The following is a 16,807-nucleotide window of genomic DNA, read 5'->3' as shown; positions in this document are numbered from 1 at the left end:
AACAGGCCCCGCCATGGCTGCGCATTAGAGGATGTTTTCTGCAAAGATACTATAAATATATTGATGAAATATGGAAATTACTGATGGGGTTTTTATGGGGCTGTCTCGGCCTGGCGCAGTCCGCCGGTTGGCGCCAACCCCTTCAATCGGCAAGTGCTTGGCAGCCTTGGGGTTGTTTGCCACTAGTCGGGCGGGTGCGCTCAACGCCAGCGATGCAGCCCGTCGAAGTCTTGTTTGCTTAAGGGCACACCTTGCTGGCGCAGGATGGCATAGGCGCAGGTGAGGTGGAAAAAGAAGTTAGGCAGGGCGAACTGCAGCGCAAAGTCCAGCGCTGGCAACTCGATATTGGTTTGACCAGCGTCGCTGCGAATGATGCGGTGTTCATCCATGGCCTGGAACTGGCTGGGCTGCAGTTCGGTCAAAAAGCTCTGTCGGTCGGACAGCATCTGCTGCAGGCCTACCAGGCTGTTCGGGTAGTCGCCAAACGCGGGGACGGGACGACCCAGCAGCGGTGCGATCGCCCGCAAGACAAAGCCGCCGGCGACTTGCACCTGGCTGCGCAGCGGCAGCATATCGGGCGCCAGACGAGCCTCTAGCAAGTCGGCCTCGGCCTGAGCCAATAGCGCAGCATCGCCGGCCGCCCCGCTGGTTTGAGCGCGGGCCCGCAGATGTTCTTGAGCTAGGTCAAGTATCAGCTGCAATTGCTGGAGATAGCGTTGAAAAACCGGCACGGTGGCCGCATAAAGGTTCAAGCTCATCGAATGGATAGATAGATATTGCGCGGCAAAGGGCGAGCGATTGTGACCGAGGGCTAGGCGCTGTTGGTCGGCCTCTTGAAATCCCCTTGCCGGGGCCTCATTTCATTTTTGTCTACGGAGGATTCACGCCATGCGACCCGACAAATTCACCACCCGTTTCCAAGAGGCCTTGGCCGAAGCGCAGAGCATGGCCATCACCCGCGACAACCCCTACATCGAGCCGGCCCATTTGCTGTTGGCCATGTTGGCGCAGGAAGATGGCCCCAAGGCCTTGATGGAGCGCGCCGGCGTCAAGACGCCCGCCCTCAAGACCGCGCTGGACAGCATCGTGGCCGGCTTGCCCCAGGTGCAGGGCGAGGGCCAGCAGGTTGGCGCCGGCCGCGACCTGGTCTCTCTGCTGCAAGCGGCCGAGAAAGAGGCCTCCAAGCGGGGCGACCACTTCATTGCCAGCGAGATGTTCTTGCTGGCGCTGTGTGATGCCAAGTCCGATCTGGCCGGCATTGCCCATGGTCATGGCTTGAGTCGCAAGGCCCTGGAAGCCGCCATCGAAGCCGTACGAGGAGGACAAAAAGTGGACAGTCAAGAATCCGAGGGCAACCGTGAAGCCCTTAAAAAATACACGCTGGACCTGACCGAGCGCGCCCGCGACGGCAAGCTGGACCCGGTGATCGGCCGCGATGACGAAATCCGCCGCGCCATCCAGGTGCTGCAGCGCCGCTCTAAGAATAATCCGGTCTTGATCGGCGAGCCCGGCGTGGGCAAGACCGCCATCGTTGAAGGCTTGGCCCAGCGCATCGTCAACGGCGAGGTGCCCGATTCGCTGAAGAACAAGCGCGTGCTGGTGCTGGACATGGCCTTGCTGCTGGCCGGCGCCAAATACCGTGGAGATTTCGAGGAACGTCTGAAGTCGGTGCTGAAGGAAGTGGCGCAGGACGAAGGTCAGACCATTCTTTTCATCGACGAAATCCACACCATGGTCGGCGCGGGCAAGGCCGAGGGTGCCATTGACGCCGGCAATATGCTGAAACCCGCTTTGGCGCGCGGCGAACTGCACTGCATCGGCGCGACCACGCTGGACGAGTACCGCAAGTATGTGGAGAAAGACGCCGCGTTGGAGCGCCGCTTCCAAAAGGTGCTGGTTGATGAGCCGACGGTGGAAGCCACCATCGCCATCCTGCGCGGCTTGCAGGAGAAGTATGAGGTTCACCACGGCGTGGAGATCACCGACCCGGCCATCATCGCTGCGGCCGAGCTGAGCCACCGCTACATCACCGACCGCTTCCTGCCCGACAAGGCCATCGATTTGATCGATGAGGCCGCGGCCAAGATCAAGATCGAGATCGACTCCAAGCCCGAGGTGATGGACAAGCTCGATCGCCGCATGATCCAGCTGAAGATCGAGCGCGAGGCGGTGCGCCGCGAGAAGGACGAAGGCTCGATCAAGCGCTTTGACCTGATCGAGGAAGAACTGCTCAAGCTGCAACGCGAGTACAACGATCTGGAAGAAATCTGGACCGCCGAAAAGGCGCAAGCCCAGGGCAGCGCCCAGGTCAAGGAGGAGATTGACCGGCTTAAGCAACAGATCGAAGACCTGACCCGCAAGGGTGACTTCAACAAGGTGGCCGAGTTGCAATACGGCAAGCTGCCGGGCTTGGAGAAGTCGCTGAAAGAAGCGCAGGCCAAAGAAGCCGGCAAGGCGGGCAAGGCCGGTCAGGCCGGCTACAAGCCCAGCCTCTTGCGCACCATGGTCGGCGCCGAGGAGATTGCCGAAGTGGTGGCCCGCGCCACCGGCATCCCAGTGTCCAAGCTGATGCAGGGCGAGCGCGACAAGCTCTTGCAGATGGAAGATAAGCTGCACCAGCGCGTGGTCGGCCAAGATGAGGCCATCACCGCGGTGGCCGATGCCATCCGCCGCTCACGCGCCGGTTTGTCCGACCCGAATCGCCCGCTGGGAAGCTTCCTCTTCCTGGGCCCCACCGGCGTGGGCAAGACCGAGCTGTGCAAGGCCTTGGCCGGCTTCTTGTTCGACAGCGAAGAACACTTGATCCGCATGGACATGAGCGAGTTCATGGAGAAGCACTCGGTGTCTCGCCTGATCGGCGCGCCTCCAGGCTATGTGGGCTATGACGAGGGCGGCTACCTGACCGAGGCGGTGCGTCGCAAGCCTTATAGCGTGCTGCTGCTGGACGAGGTTGAGAAGGCGCACCCGGATGTTTTCAATGTGCTGCTGCAAGTCTTGGATGATGGTCGCCTGACCGATGGCCAGGGCCGCACCGTGGACTTCAAGAACACGGTCATCGTCATGACCAGTAACTTGGGATCTCAGCAGATCATGGGTCTGGTGGGCGAGCCATCCGAGGTCATCAAGGAGGCCGTCTGGGGCGAGGTCAAGACGCATTTCCGGCCAGAGTTCTTGAACCGTATCGATGAGACGGTGGTCTTCCATGCCTTGTCGGCCCAACACATCGCCTCGATCGCCAAGATCCAGCTGCAGATTCTGGAGTCCCGCCTGGAGAAGCTGGAGATGAAGCTCGAAGTCAGCGATGCCGCGCTGGCCGAGTTGGCCAAGGTGGGCTTCGACCCGGTCTATGGTGCAAGGCCGCTGAAGCGTGCCATCCAGCAGAGGGTGGAGAACCCGCTTTCCAAGCTGATCCTGCAGGGGCGTTTTGGACCGAAGGATGTGATCCCGGTCGACGTGCTGGATGGCGAGTTCAGCTTCGGGCGCGTGGTGCACTGAACCTGACGAGCCATCGTCGGAGCGGGACGCTCAGCCGCAGCTGCGAGGCCCCGCAGCCTCTGCCCTGACTTCCCCTTGCCCGGCCGGGCAGGGCAGGGGGAAACACTCGCTTGGCTAGATCCCTATCAAGGCTCAGAATGCCGGCGGACTGCTTGTCCGAGCATGGGAGACCTTGATGAATCGATGGCTGAAACGCGGTGCCTGGTTGCTGGTGATCCTGTTGCTGGGGTTCGGCGCCTTGGTGGCCACCGGCCTGATGTTGGGCGAGCAGCGCGCCGCCCGGCGCTTGGACATCAAGGTCACGCCGGTCGAATTGCGCAGCGATGCGTTGACCTTGGAGCGCGGCCGCTACTTGTATGGTTCGCGCGGCTGTGTTGATTGCCACGGTGCCAACGGCGGCGGCGCCACGCTGGCCGATGATGGCAAGGGTCTCAAATTGGCCGGGCCCAATCTCACCGCGGGCAACCCGCGAATGGCCGCCTATCAGCCGGTCGACTGGGTGCGCAGCATTCGCCATGGCGTTGGGGTTGACGGCCGCGCGCTGCGCTTGATGCCCAGCGAAGACTACAACCGCCTGACCGACGCGGATCTGGTCGGCCTGGTGGCCTATGTGCGCCAGTTGCCGGCGCAGAGCGGGCAGGAGCAGGGCGTGGTCCAGTTGCCGCTGCCGGGGCGGGTGATGTACGGCCTGGGGCAGATCCCCGAGGCCGCCCTCAAGATCGACCACAGCCTTCCGCCGTCCACCCCGGTGCCGGAAGGTGTGAGCGTCGAACATGGGGCCTATATCGCTCAGATGTGCGTGGGCTGCCATGGTGCGGGCCTGCGCGGCGGACGCATCGTGGGCGCGCCGCCGGACTGGCCGGCCGCCGCACGCCTGGCCCCCGGCGAAGGCAGCGTGATGCCGCGCTACCAGCAGGCCGAGGCCTTCGTGGCCATGATCCGCAGCGGCAAGCGTGAGGACGGTAGTGTGATCGGCGTGATGCCCTTCTCCTCGCTGAAAACGATGAATGACACCGATCTGCGCGCGCTGCACCTTTACCTGAAGCAGCTTGGCGCTTCCTGAGGAGGGCGTAGCTTTCTGCGCTGACTAAGCGCAAGTGTCTTCACCATGTCGAGCGGTGGTCCTCGGTCACGCCCAGCAGCCCCTCAACCGGGCGGGATGGCGCATCACTTGCAGCCTTGACCCAGCCGCTGAAGGTGCCGATCGGCTGCACATAGTGGCTGGCGGCGACCAGCAGGTTTTTGTCCTGCTGGCGGGCGCCCTCGGGGCTGAAACTCAGGTCCAGCAGACCGTCATCGCTGCTGACCCGCCAGGGCTGTAGAGGGCGGGCTGCGTCAAATTCAAAGCGCGCCGCGCCCAGCGGGATCAACTGGCCGTCCAGCCAGAGTGCGTTTTCATTGGCACCGAAGTAGCCGCTCTGCAAATTGAAGCCGACGTCGGCCCGATGCGCGCTGGCCCAGCGCCAATCGGTGTGGCGCGACAAGAGGCCGTTGGAGCTGTCCACGCAGGCCGTAGCACCCTCCAGTGAATAAGGCCGCCCCTTGACGTGGACATGACCGCTGACTGGCAGGGCCGAGCTCTTCTGGGTGGCATGGGCAACGCCGCCGCCCGCCTCGATGCTGCCGATGGCCAGCAACATCGGCGCCGCCTCGGCCAGCGCCATGCGTGCTTCCAACTGCAAGGCGGCGCAGTCGACCGACAGCGCCAGACTATCGTCCGCACCCCGGTGCTCGAGCTTCAGGTGCGCACCGAGCCCGCGGAAATGGGCCTGCGCGCCGCTGATCGGGGCTTCCGAGACTCGGCATTGCAGGGCACTCAGGCCGGGCAGGCCGTCTTGGCTCCAGTCGGCCAGCAGGGTCTTGCTGCGCCGATCAAAGACATAGGCAAAGGCGGTGCAGATCCAGCCCAGGTCGACGATGGCCAGGCCAATGAACAGTTCCTCGTTGCCAATGCCGACGTATTGCCAGCGCTTGTGATGAAAGTGGCGCCACAGGCCGGAGCGCCGATAGGGCCCGGCCAGGCCCTGCCAGTCGATGCGGGCGATGCGGCCGGCGTAGCGGCCACTGGCGGGCGCACCGTCGACCACCACGTTGGCAGGGACAGGGGGCAGGGCGGAGGGCTGATGGCGAAGCGGTGCAGGCGTCATGGAGTGCGTCGAGGCCGGCGTTGCGGCGCAAAGGGTTTGGGGCGGATGATGCCGCAGGGCTTGCGCGACCCTGCCTCAGGGAATACGCCAGCATGGTTCAATTTGGCTCCGAGGGCCATACTCTGGCTTCAAGGGTCAGCGCATTTTCAGCGCAGGGGCTGCGAAACTGAACAGTTGATTTGCCCGCGGCGCAGCCGGCCTTGCTGGGCCTCTGTTTGCCCCTAGCCCCTTGCCACCGAAAGCACCGATGGACCACGCGCTTGAATTCTTTCGACAGCATGGCGATTGGCGAGACCTGACCCTGTTGGCCCTGTCGCCACTGTTTGTGCTGTGCATCGCCATTGAAGCGCTGCGTTTCAGGAAGACCGGCCTCTACGACTGGCAAGACAGTCTGATGAGCATGAACAGCGGCAGCAGCTTCTTGCTGGCGGATTTGTTGCTGCTGATCGGCTTGGTGATGCCGGCGCTGAATTGGGTCTATGCGCACCGGTGGCTGACGTTGGAGCTCACGCCCTGGAGTGGCGCGGCGCTCTTTTTGGGCGTGGAGCTTTGCTATTACGCCTTCCACCGCGCCAGCCACCGCATCCGTTGGTTCTGGTGTGCCCATGTGGTGCACCATGGCTCTGAGCATATGAACTTCACCACCGCTTTGCGCCAGAGTTGGCTCTATGCGATTGCCGGCAATTGGCTGTTCTACACGCCGCTGGTGTGGCTGGGCTTCGAGCCGCACTGGGTGCTGTTTGTCTTATCGCTCAACCTCGGCTTTCAGTTCTTTGTGCACACGCAATGGGTGAAGAAATTGCCGGCCTGGTTTGAATGGATCTTCAACACCCCCTCGCACCACCGCGCCCATCATGGCCGCAACCCGGTCTACCTAGATTGCAATTTCGGCGGCACCTTGATTGTGTTTGATCGCCTGTTCGGCAGCTTTGTGCCGGAGGAAGAGGCGGTTGACTTTGGCCTCCTACATCCTGTGCCGACGCGCAATCTGGTCTGGCTGAATCTGCATGAATGGGTGGCCATGGGGCGCGACTGCTGGCGCGAGTGGCACGAACACCGCTCCTGGTCTCTGGCCCTCAAACACCTGTGGGCGCCTCCGGAATGGCGGCGTGGCGACGAGCTCGGTCGGCAGGGTCCTTAGAATCGCCGCTTCATCTCTTCAGCAAGGCGCTGCCGATGGCAGCGCGGAAAACCACCGAATGAATGCTGCCGTCTCCGCTGCTCCTGCCGCCGTACCTGCCGCGCCCGTTGTTATCGTGGGTGCCGGCCTGGCCGGTTTGACGGTCGCGCTGCATCTGGCCGATCGCGTGCCCGTGGTGGTGTTGGCCAAGCGCGAGCTGACCGAAGGCGCCACCGCTTGGGCGCAGGGCGGCATCGTCGGCGTGCTGGGTAGCGACGACAGCATCGACTCGCATGTGCGTGACACCCGCGATGCCGGCGCCGGTCTGGTCGACGAGGCCACGGCCCGCTTCATCGCCGAGCGCAGCGCCCAGGCGGTGGAGTGGCTGGTCGAACAGGGCGTCCCCTTTACTCCGGATGATGATGGCCCGCTGGGCCTGCACCTGACCCGCGAGGGCGGCCACGCGGTGCGCCGCATCGCCCATGCGGCCGATGCCACTGGCAAGGCGATCCACGATCAATTGCTGGCCGAGGCGCGCGCCCATCCGAACATCACCCTTCGCCAACGCTGGATGGCGCTGGACCTGATCACCTCGCGCCATGTGCAGCGCGAGGAAGAGCCGCGCTGCTATGGCATCTACGCGCTCGACATCGACAGCCAGCGCGTCGAGGCCTTGCCGGCGCGTGCGGTGGTGATGGCCACCGGCGGCGCCGGCAAGGTCTACCGTTACACCACCAACCCCGACACCTCCACGGGCGATGGCATCGCGATGGCCTGGCGGGCCGGCTGCCGGGTGGCGAATATGGAGTTCATCCAGTTCCACCCGACCTGTCTTTACCACCCGCAGGAACGCAGCTTCCTGATCACCGAGGCCTTGCGCGGCGAGGGCGGGCATTTGAAGCTGCCCGACGGCACACGCTTCATGGCCGCGCACGATGAACGGCTGGAACTGGCGCCGCGCGACATCGTGGCCCGCGCTATCGACTTTGAGATGAAAAAGCACGGCCTGGACCATGTCTGGCTGGATGCAACCCATCTCGGCGAAGCCTTCTTGAAAGAACACTTCCCGACCATCTATGCCCGCTGCTTGAGCCTGGGCATTGATATCGCCAAGCAGATGATCCCGGTGGTGCCGGCGGTGCACTTCACCTGCGGTGGCGTGGTCACCGACCTGTCGGGTCGTAGCGACCTGCCGGGTGTCTACGCGGTGGGCGAGACCGCCTACACCGGCCTGCACGGCGCCAACCGCCTGGCCAGCAACTCATTGCTGGAATGCGTGGTGCTGGGCCAGACCTGTGCCGATCACATCCTGAATCTGCCCGAGCCGGGCCCGGCCCCCTTGCCGGGTTGGGACGAAAGTCAGGTCGAGGATGCCGACGAGCAGGTGGTCATCGCCCATAACTGGGATGAGCTGCGGCTCTTGATGTGGAACTATGTCGGCATCGTGCGCACCACCAAGCGACTCGAGCGGGCGCTGCATCGCATCGCGCTGCTGCGTGGCGAGATCGATGACTATTACGCCAACTTCCGCGTCAGCCGCGATCTGTTGGAGTTGCGCAATCTGGTCGACTGCGCCGAGTTGATCGTGCGCTCGGCCCTGTTGCGGCACGAAAGTCGCGGCTTGCATTTCAGCCGCGACTATCCGCTGACGCTGCCGGTCAGCTTCCCCACCGTCTTGATGGCCGAGCGCGGCTTGCGCAAGCTCTGAGTCCGCAGACCCGGCTGGGTCGGCGTTTGTGCCTGGCCAAGGACCGTTAAAACGGTGCGCCGACATGCTCCCGCAAGATGCGCTGCAGGGCGCCGTCGCGGCTCATGGCGTTCAGTGCCGCCTCGATGCGTGGAGCCTGCTCCAGCAAGCTGGGCGAGCGGCGACCTATCATCAGCGTCATCGGCGCGGCTTCGGAGTCGACCCGAATCTCCTTGATCTGCTCATCCAGTTGCAGTTGCCTGGCCATGCTGCGAACAACCAAGCGGTCTTCCAGAATCAGGTCGAAGCGCTCCAGCATCAGCATGCGCAGCAGGCTCTCGGTGTTGGAGCTGGCGGCCACGCGCTCGGCGCAAGCCAGATGGGTTTTGACCCAGCCATTGCCGCGCACCGCGGCCAGTTTGAATTGGCACAGCTGAGCCATGGCAAGCTCGGAGCGTTTGGCGAAAGCCGGATCGGAGCGACGCGCGAAGGCGGTCATCTGCCAATGCAGCAGCGCTGGCCCGGTCGGCACGGCGAACTGAAGGCGCTGCGGCGTGGCGGTGGCGAAGAAGGCATCGGCATCGCCCGAGGCCACATCGGACTGCGCGCGCGCCCAGGGCAGGATGCGGTGTTCGAGCTCGAAGCCAAGTCGGCGCGCAAACAATTCCTTGGCGATGTCGACCTCGATACCAGCCGGCTTGTCGCCGTTCATCCAGCTGAAGGGGCGGTAGTCCGCGTAAACCAGGCGCAGGCGCTGCGCCGCTGCGCGTGCCGGTTCAGGCTGCGCAGCGGCCGGAATGCCGAAGCCAAGGCCGAAGCACAAGCCAAGGCTCAGGCCTTGCTGCGTGAAAAGACGGCGACCGATTTGCATGGCGGCCCTTCGTTTAGCCGTACGGACAGCGGTGCTGATTCAGGCGCTGGGCCTGATGGCGAGACTCAGCCTTGGCCGCGCAAGGCCAAGCGGGCTTCGACGAAGTTGAAGGCGTAGGTGACAGCCTCTTCGATGGCGGCGTCGATTTCGCGACGCTCATGCTCGGTCAGGTAGAACAAAAAGTCGACCGCATGGCGGATATAGCGCGGCGGCAGGCGATTCAGCGCCACACAAGCCACGTCGCAGAGCAGGTCGCCATCGGCTTCGATGGCCTTGTACTGCGGGGCCAGCGCCATGACGGCAGCCAGCACCTCGCGCTCGTGGTGGTTGTAGATCGAACTGAAGTCTTGATTCATGGCGAGCAGCCTCCGGTGATATCCCTAAACGATAAACGTTTTCGGCCCACAGCGGGCAGCAGAATAGCCCGATTCGGGCGGGCTATTTGTGCGCCTTGGGCAGCCGGACGGAGGTGCGCGCGCGCCGTGACCTCACGCCGCGCCGATGCCCGGCACCAGGGCCGCCGTCACTGCTGCTGCCGCTGCTGCGGTCGAAGCCTTGTGGGCGGCCGTGAAGTCCAGCATGCGCTGGATGCAGCCCAGGGCCTTGATGCGGGTGCCTTCTTCAACCTGCACCTCGCCCAGGCCTTGTTCCAGGCAGTCAACCAGGTTTTGCAAGCCGTTCATCGCCATCCAGGGGCAATGGGCGCAGCTCTTGCACGTGGCGCTATTGCCTGCGGTAGGAGCCTCGATCAGGGTCTTGGTCGGCGCCAACTGGCGCATGCGGTGCAGGATGCCGTTGTCGGTGGCGACGATGTACTCCTGCGCTTGTCCTTCGACCACGGCCTTGATCAGCGCCGAGGTCGAGCCGACCGCATCGGCCTGCGCCACCACGCTTTGTGGCGACTCGGGGTGCACCAGAATCATCGCGTTCGGGTGCTCCTTGCGCAGCAGGTCCAGCTCAAGTCCCTTGAACTCGTTGTGGACGATGCAGTCGCCTTGCCACATCAGCATGTCGGCGCCGGTCTGCTCTTGGATGTAGCGACCCAGATGACGGTCGGGTGCCCAGAGGATTTTTTCGCCGCGAGCCTTCAGCGCCGAGACGATCTCAAGCGCACAGGAACTGGTCACCATCCAGTCGGCCCTTGCCTTCACCGCCGCGCTGGTGTTGGCGTAGACGACCACGGTGCGGTCCGGATGGGCATCGCAAAAGGCCGCGAACTGCTCGGCGGGGCAGCCCAGATCAAGCGAGCAGGTGGCGTCCAGATCGGGCATCAGAACGCGCTTCTCGGGGCTCAAAATCTTGGCGCTTTCGCCCATGAAACGCACGCCGGCCACCACCAGGGTCGAGGCCTCATGGTCACGGCCGAAGCGGGCCATTTCCAGTGAATCGGAGACGCAGCCGCCGGTCTCCAGGGCCAGGTCTTGCAGATCGCCGTCGACATAAAAGTGCGCCACCAGCACGGCCTTGTGGGCCTTCAGCAGTTCGGCCGCGCGAGCTTTCAGCGCCTGGCGTTGCGCAGGGTTCAAGGGGGCCGGTGTCTTGGCCCAGGCTTGGGCGGTGCAGCTTTGCCCCTCGTCACCTTGGCGCGTGTAGTCGAAAAGAACTTGTTCCATGGACAGATTTTAGAGGGGGAGGGCATGGCCCTGTTTTTGCAAGGATTGGCGGCCTCAGGCCTCGGCGAAGAAGCGGCTCGGCGGCATGCCGACGGTGCGTGTCACCATGGCGGTGAAGGCGCTGGCGCTGGCATAGCCCAACTCCGCCGCGATCAGGCTCATTGGCAATTTGCGGGCGGCCAGCGTCAAGGCGCGGGCGAGCAAGACCTGGGCCCGCCATTGCGCATAGCTGCTGCCGAGTTGCTCGCTGAACAGGCGCGAGATGGTGCGCTCGCTGGCGCCGACCTCGGCCGCCCAGTCGGCCAAGGCGGCGTGGCGCTGCGGGTTTTGCAGCATGGCCTCGCACAGGCGGCGCAGCCGTTTGTCCTGCGGCAGATCAACCCCCAGGCGCAGCGGCTTGGCGCGCTGCAGTTCATCCAGCACCAGGCAGGCAATCCAATGCTCGCGGCCGCCGTTCGCTTTTGCGGCCTCGGCGATCGGGTCCATGGTGGTGGCCAATTGCAGCACCAGTTCGCGCAGCAGCGGCGTCACCTCCAGCACCCGCGTGTCTTGCCAGCCCTCGGCGGCCGGCGGCTGGTGCAGGTAAACGGTGCGCAGATCGGCGCGTTCCACCGCGGTCACCGCATGTTCGCGCAAGGGCGGAATCCACAGCGCGCGTGAGGGGGGCAGCAAAAAAGTCGCGTCCGGAGTGCTGACCCGCACCACGCCGCTGATCGAGAACACCAGTTGGCCCCAGTCGTGATGGTGCGCCTGAATGTCCATCCAACTCTCCATCAGCCTCGCCTTGGCGCGCACCGGCCGGGCGGCGCCGGGAGCATAGCGCTGAGGGTCCAGCGGCGGCAGGCTGGTGCGGCCAGGCTGGCTGGCTCCCAGTTTTTTGCGGCGGGCAGGGGGCATGGCTGAATTTCGACAGTGAATGGCGAACTATCGTAACTCGGCCGAAGCGTCTGCGCCTACATTGATGGCATGAACTCCGCAGTCTTGACCCCCTCTCAGGCCGGCCCCCAGGGCCAGGCCGATCAAAACGCCGCCGAACAAGCGATGCTGGCCGAGCAGCGCCGCAAAAGCGATGTCAGCACCATCAGCCTGATCGGCTTGGCGCATGGCACCTCGCACTTTTTCCATATGCTGCTGCCGCCGCTGTTTCCGGCCTTCATTCGCGATTTCGGGCTCAGCTATTCACAGCTGGGTTTGTTGGTCACCACCTTTTTTGTGGTGTCGGGCATCGGCCAGGCCCTGGCCGGCTTTTTGGTGGACAAACGCGGCGCGCGGCCGGTGCTGTTTGCGGCCCTGTCTTGCTTTGTGCTGGCCTCGCTGGCGGCGGGGCTGGCCGGTGGCTTTGCAGGCCTGATGTTGGCAGCGGCCTTGGCCGGCTTGGGCAATGCGCCCTTCCACCCGGCCGACTTCACTATCCTCAACAAGCGCGTCTCGCCGGCCCGGTTGGGGCATGCGTTTTCGGTGCATGGCATCACAGGCAATTTGGGCTGGGCCTTGGCGCCGGTGTTCTCCATCGGCATTGCCGGCGCTGCGGGCAATTGGCGTTATGCGTATCTTGGCACGGGCCTGGTGGCGCTGGCGGTGATCGGGCTGTTGGCACTGAAGCGCGATGCGATTGACGATGCCCAAGGGTCTTGGTCGCATGAAAAGCCTGGCGCTACCGCGCTCAAGGAGGAGCATCCGCTTGCCTTTCTGCGCCTGCCCTCGGTGTGGCTGTGTTTCTCCTTTTTCTTTTTCGGCACCGCCGCGCTCAGCGCGATTCAAAGCTTCGCCAGCCCGGCCTTGAACAGTCTTTATGGCTTGCCCTTGAGTGTCACGGCCTTCGTCGTCACCGGCTATATGTTGAGTGGGGCGTTGGGCATGGTGATCGGCGGCTTCTGGGTCGCCAAGTCCAGCAGCTTGGAGCGCAATATCACCATTGGCTTGCTGACCGGCGCGGCCTTGCTGCTGGTGGCGGCTACCGGCTGGGTCGCACCGCTATTGGCCGCGGGTCTGGTGGCCTTGGCCGGCTTTGGCACCGGACTGGCAGGCCCCTCGCGCGATATGTTGATCAAGCGCGCCGCACCTCCTGGCGCCACCGGGCGGGTCTATGGCACCGTGTACTCCGGTCTGGATCTGGGCTTCGCGCTGGCCGCGCCGATTTTTGGCGCGCTGATGGACCGCGGCCTGCCCGGCGGTGTGTTCTATGGCGCAGCACTTGCGCTCTTGATGGCGATTGCCGCGGCCAGCTTGGTCGGGCGGGTTCGCAAGGCCTGAGCTTTTGGGCCTGGCCGGAGCGTGCTTGGGCGTCGCTCCGGCGATTCTGTTAAATCAGCTGTTCAGGCCATTCAGCAGATCAGCCGGTTCAGGTCGACCATTTGAAACGGGTTACCGCCTGAACCAGTTGCCCCGCTTGCTGGTTCAGGCTTTCGGTGGCCTGCACGCTTTCCTCAATCAATGAGCTGTTTTGCTGCGTGGCCTGGGTCATGCGGCCGACGGTGTCGTCCATCTGGCTGAGGCCGGAACTCTGCTGCAGGCTGGAACTGCTGATTTCATTGACGATGTCGCAGACCCGCTTGATCGAGCCGACGATCTCCTGCATGGTCTGGCCGGCTTGATCAACCTGGCTGCTGCCTTTTTCCACTTGCTCCACGCTGCTGGAAATCAGCGACTTGATCTCGCGCGCGGCCTCGGCCGAGCGCCCGGCGAGGCTGCGCACCTCGGAGGCGACAACGGCAAAGCCGCGCCCTTGTTCGCCGGCCCGCGCCGCCTCGACCGCCGCATTCAGCGCCAGGATATTGGTCTGGAAGGCGATGCCGTCGATGACGGAAATGATTTCGGAAATCTTGCGTGAGCTGGCGTTGATGCCCTGCATGGTGCTGACCACCTGGCCGACCACTTCGCCGCCGCGCAAGGCCACCTGGCTAGCACCCTGGGCCAGCTGATTGGCCTGGTGCGCGCTATCGGCGCTGTGTTTGACCGCCGAGCCCCATTCCCTGGTGCTGGAGGAGGTTTGCATCAGTAACTCGACCTGCTCATTCGAGCGTTGGCTGATGTGCTGGTTGCCGCGTGCGATCTGGTTGCTGGCGCTGGCCACGTACTCGGCGTTCTGCCGCACCATATCGACGAGCTGACGCAGATTGCTCTGCATATCATCGAGGGCGCGCAGCAAGAGGGCACTTTCGTCCGAACCTTCCACCTTGATGGGCTGGCCCAGGTCGCCGCCCGCAATGCCTTCAGCGATCTTGACCGCATAGTGCAGCGGCCGCACCACGCTTCGGCTCAATTGCACGCCGATGACCATGCCCAACAAGGCAGCCAGCAGCATCAGGCCGATGCCCCAGCGACTGGCGCGGTGGCCGTCGGCAAATGCAGCCTCCGAGGCTTGCGCGCCGCGCGCGGCAATCTTGCTGGCGAGTTCCTCCAGCAGCTTGGCCGGTTCGCGGTCCATGCCCTTGACGGCCTGGTCGCCGGCCTTGGCGTCCATGTCGGCGGCGCGATATTTCTCCAGGCCAGCCCGATAACTGGTGGCCATCTTCTGGTGAGCGGCGATGAAGTTGCCGAGCAAGGTTTTCAGACCGGGGTCATCCATGCGGGCTCGCAACTCGGTAGCGCCCCTGGCGACCTGTTGCTCTTCCTTTTGAAACGCGGCCCAGTACTTGTCTTGTTGGGCGCTGTCGCCGCTGCGCAGCAGGATGTTTTTCCACTCCTGCACCTGGGTTTTGAAGTGGCTGCTGAGTGCCGCAGCGCTGCGTTCATCGGCCACTTTTTGCATCACATCGCCCTCCAAGACATCGAGCGAACGGCTGGTGATGCTGAGCCCGCCAATGCCGGCCAACAAGGCGAGTAATAGAGCCAAGGCAAAAGCCAGGGGAACCTTGAGCGTCAAATTCATGATGGAAAACTCCTCACCAAGAAAACCAGTCTGACGGGGTTCGCGGCGCGCCCGGGGTGGAACGTGATGACAGAGGCGGCCGCTTTTTCTGCTGTGGCGAGCCTGCTGGGCATGAAGAACACGCAGACGTGAATTCCTGCACGGTAGAGCGCTGCTCTGCACTCTGTCGGACGCGTTCCGAGGACATTGAGATGAAATGACTCAATGGTGAGTATTCACCTGTCTTTGGGCATTCTTGGTCACAAGGGTGCAACAGACCGGCATATTGCTTTTGCAAGTGCCCCAGTCGGCCTAGCAACAAGCTGGGCGACAATCGCCGCCATGCAAACCATAGATTTCGAATTGCGCGGCGAGTACATCGAGCTGGACAAACTGCTCAAGGCCACCGGCTTGGTGGAGAGCGGCGGCCGCGCCCGTGTCCTCATCAGCGAGGGCAATGTGCAGGTCAACGGCCAAGACGAGTTGCGCAAAACAGCCAAGATTCGTGCTGGACAGGTGGTGGCGCTGCACGGTGTGCGCATCACCGTGCTGGCCGACCCGCAGTCAAGCCCGCAGGAGTAAGCAACGCATGAGCGGACCGGAGTTTTCAACTTGTGATTTTTGCGATGCCCACAAGGGCGATGACTCGGGCCGTTTCCGCTGGCTGTCAGCCGGTTGGCACAGTTATGGCGGGCTGAGGCGTTTTGCCGGGCCGGTCAGCACGGTCAAGTGCTTTGAGGACAACAGTCTGCTCAAGGCCGCGGTGGAAGCGCCCGGCCATGGGCGGGTGCTGGTGGTGGATGGGGCCGGCTCCTTGCGTCGCGCCTTGCTGGGCGGGCAGTTGGCCATGGCCGCCGCTCACCATGGCTGGGCTGGATTGTTGATCCACGGCTGCGTGCGTGATCTGGCCGAGCTGGCGCAAGCCCAGGTCGGTATCTTGGCGCTGGGCCATGTGCCCATGCCCACCGACCGCAAAGGCCAGGGCCTGGCCGATGTGGCGCTGCAGATCCACGGCGTGGCGGTGCGCCCCGGCGACTGGCTCTATGCGGACGAAGACGGCGTGGTGCTGAGCGATCAGCCGCTGCACGGCGCTTGACGCCATGGGCCGCCCCCGCGCGGATTCCTGATGAACCGAGCCTGCGCGTGAAAAGCTACGTGCTCGCCGTAGTTGCGCATGTATGAGCGCCGCGAGCCTGGGCTAAGCTGAGCGGCTATCAGGGCTTGATCTGGCGGGAGAGGGGTATGGGGGTGAGTTGGTCCCGCAAGTTGTGGGCTTGTGCACTTGGCGTGCTGAGCCTGCTGCCGGGCGCCTGCTTTGCCCAAGCCTACCAGTTCTATACCCATAGCGTGGGTGATCAGGTACAGGCGCTCGGGCAGACCCTGCAAGGCAAGCCCCATGGCGGTAAGCGTGCCTTTCATGTCGAAGTGGTCCGCGTGCTGATGGCTGATTTGGGCCATCCCGATGCCATCGCTGTCGTCCCTTTTGCGCGCGGCTTGAAGTTGGTGCAGGAAGGGCCTCGTCGGGCGCTCTTCAATGTCATTCGGACGCCGGGCCGAGAGAGCCAGTTCAAGTGGGTGGGACCCTTGCTGGTCGACAGCGACTGGTTTTATGAATCCAGCAAGTCGGAGAGTCCCTTGCGCAGCCAAGAGCAGGCCCGCGGCTTGCCGGTCTGCGTGGCCAATGGGACGGCTTATGAAGAATTGTTGAGCCGGCAGGGCTTCACCCGGTTTGAACGCGGGGTGTCATACGAGGCCTGCCTGCGCATGCTCAAGGCTGGACGGGCTGCCTTGATGGCCTCGTCGGAAGAGAATTTTCGCGGCTTGCTGCAGGCCACGGGCCTGGAGCAGGGTGAGTTCAGGCGCACGCCGGTCGAAGCCGGGTCAAGCCCAGGCTATATCGCGTTTTCGCTCGACACGCCCGAGGCCGAGTTGCAGCGCTGGCAGCGAGCCCTGGAGCGCTTGCGGGCGAGCCCTCAATGGCAGCAGCTTTATCTTCGCTTTCACGAATGAGGCCTGCTTAAGCG

Annotated in this window: 15 protein-coding genes; 8 read left to right on the top strand and 7 right to left on the bottom strand. The window is 63.8% G+C overall.

Going from position 1 to position 16,807, the window contains the following annotated elements:
• Positions 1-200: 200 nt before the first annotated feature.
• Positions 201-758, bottom strand: coding sequence for a DUF1993 family protein (locus tag WG899_RS07370; RefSeq protein ID WP_339594979.1), 558 nt, complete (start codon positions 756-758; stop codon positions 201-203).
• A gap of 130 nt (positions 759-888) precedes the next feature.
• Between WG899_RS07370 and clpB the strand changes: the two genes are divergently transcribed.
• Both clpB and WG899_RS07360 read left to right on the top strand, forming a co-directional pair.
• Entirely contained in the window at positions 889-3,495 is a 2,607-nt protein-coding gene (clpB, locus tag WG899_RS07365) for an ATP-dependent chaperone ClpB (protein ID WP_339594978.1), read from the top strand.
• 175 nt (positions 3,496-3,670) lie between these two features.
• A complete protein-coding gene (locus WG899_RS07360) occupies positions 3,671-4,558 on the top strand; it encodes a c-type cytochrome (RefSeq protein WP_339594977.1) in 888 nt (295 codons plus the stop codon).
• Positions 4,559-4,598: 40 nt separating this feature from the next.
• Here WG899_RS07360 and WG899_RS07355 read toward each other — a convergent pair whose 3' ends face one another.
• Complete coding sequence (locus WG899_RS07355; protein WP_339594976.1) at positions 4,599-5,642, bottom strand: DUF2804 domain-containing protein; 1,044 nt, start codon at positions 5,640-5,642, stop codon at positions 4,599-4,601.
• A gap of 247 nt (positions 5,643-5,889) precedes the next feature.
• On the opposite strand from WG899_RS07355, the gene WG899_RS07350 reads away from it, so the two are divergent.
• Entirely contained in the window at positions 5,890-6,783 is an 894-nt protein-coding gene (locus tag WG899_RS07350) for a sterol desaturase family protein (protein WP_339594975.1), read from the top strand.
• A 58-nt stretch (positions 6,784-6,841) separates the two neighbouring features.
• Positions 6,842-8,470, top strand: a complete 1,629-nt coding sequence (nadB, locus tag WG899_RS07345) for an L-aspartate oxidase (protein ID WP_339594974.1) — start codon at positions 6,842-6,844, stop codon at positions 8,468-8,470.
• Between the two features lie 46 nt (positions 8,471-8,516).
• On the opposite strand, the gene WG899_RS07340 is transcribed toward nadB, so the two are convergent.
• The 4 genes from WG899_RS07340 to WG899_RS07325 all read right to left on the bottom strand — a co-directional run bounded on the left by WG899_RS07340 (position 8,517) and on the right by WG899_RS07325 (position 11,830).
• Positions 8,517-9,320 (bottom strand): substrate-binding periplasmic protein, encoded by an 804-nt coding sequence (locus tag WG899_RS07340; protein ID WP_339594973.1) that lies wholly within the window; start codon positions 9,318-9,320, stop codon positions 8,517-8,519.
• A gap of 65 nt (positions 9,321-9,385) precedes the next feature.
• A complete protein-coding gene (locus tag WG899_RS07335; RefSeq protein ID WP_339594972.1) occupies positions 9,386-9,676 on the bottom strand; it encodes a late competence development ComFB family protein in 291 nt (96 codons plus the stop codon).
• A 132-nt stretch (positions 9,677-9,808) separates the two neighbouring features.
• On the bottom strand, positions 9,809-10,933 hold the full coding sequence (gene nadA, locus WG899_RS07330) for a quinolinate synthase NadA (RefSeq protein WP_339594971.1): 1,125 nt from the start codon (positions 10,931-10,933) through the stop codon (positions 9,809-9,811).
• Between the two features lie 54 nt (positions 10,934-10,987).
• On the bottom strand, positions 10,988-11,830 hold the full coding sequence (locus WG899_RS07325) for an AraC family transcriptional regulator (protein ID WP_339594970.1): 843 nt from the start codon (positions 11,828-11,830) through the stop codon (positions 10,988-10,990).
• A 144-nt stretch (positions 11,831-11,974) separates the two neighbouring features.
• On the opposite strand from WG899_RS07325, the gene WG899_RS07320 reads away from it, so the two are divergent.
• On the top strand, positions 11,975-13,186 hold the full coding sequence (locus WG899_RS07320; RefSeq protein WP_339595152.1) for an MFS transporter: 1,212 nt from the start codon (positions 11,975-11,977) through the stop codon (positions 13,184-13,186).
• Between the two features lie 88 nt (positions 13,187-13,274).
• Here the strand turns inward: WG899_RS07320 and WG899_RS07315 are convergent, their stop codons facing one another.
• Positions 13,275-14,804, bottom strand: coding sequence for a methyl-accepting chemotaxis protein (locus WG899_RS07315; protein WP_339594969.1), 1,530 nt, complete (start codon positions 14,802-14,804; stop codon positions 13,275-13,277).
• Positions 14,805-15,125: 321 nt separating this feature from the next.
• Between WG899_RS07315 and WG899_RS07310 the strand changes: the two genes are divergently transcribed.
• From WG899_RS07310 to WG899_RS07300, 3 genes are all read left to right on the top strand, one after another.
• Positions 15,126-15,365: an RNA-binding S4 domain-containing protein gene (locus WG899_RS07310; RefSeq protein WP_339594968.1), complete on the top strand. Its 240-nt coding sequence runs from the start codon at positions 15,126-15,128 to the stop codon at positions 15,363-15,365.
• A 7-nt stretch (positions 15,366-15,372) separates the two neighbouring features.
• Positions 15,373-15,879: a ribonuclease E activity regulator RraA gene (gene rraA / locus WG899_RS07305; protein WP_339594967.1), complete on the top strand. Its 507-nt coding sequence runs from the start codon at positions 15,373-15,375 to the stop codon at positions 15,877-15,879.
• 146 nt (positions 15,880-16,025) lie between these two features.
• The gene (locus WG899_RS07300; RefSeq protein ID WP_339594966.1) at positions 16,026-16,793 is read left to right on the top strand and encodes a substrate-binding periplasmic protein; all 768 of its coding nucleotides are present in this window, start codon (positions 16,026-16,028) and stop codon (positions 16,791-16,793) included.
• The last annotated feature ends 14 nt before the right edge of the window (positions 16,794-16,807 follow it).

Origin of the sequence: Paucibacter hankyongi, from assembly GCF_037482915.1 — a bacterium.
GTDB classification, from domain to species: Bacteria; Pseudomonadota; Gammaproteobacteria; order Burkholderiales; family Burkholderiaceae_C; genus Paucibacter_A; species Paucibacter_A hankyongi.
The sequence above is the reverse complement of the archived record's forward strand: the minus strand, read 5'-3'. Positions and strand labels throughout refer to the sequence as shown.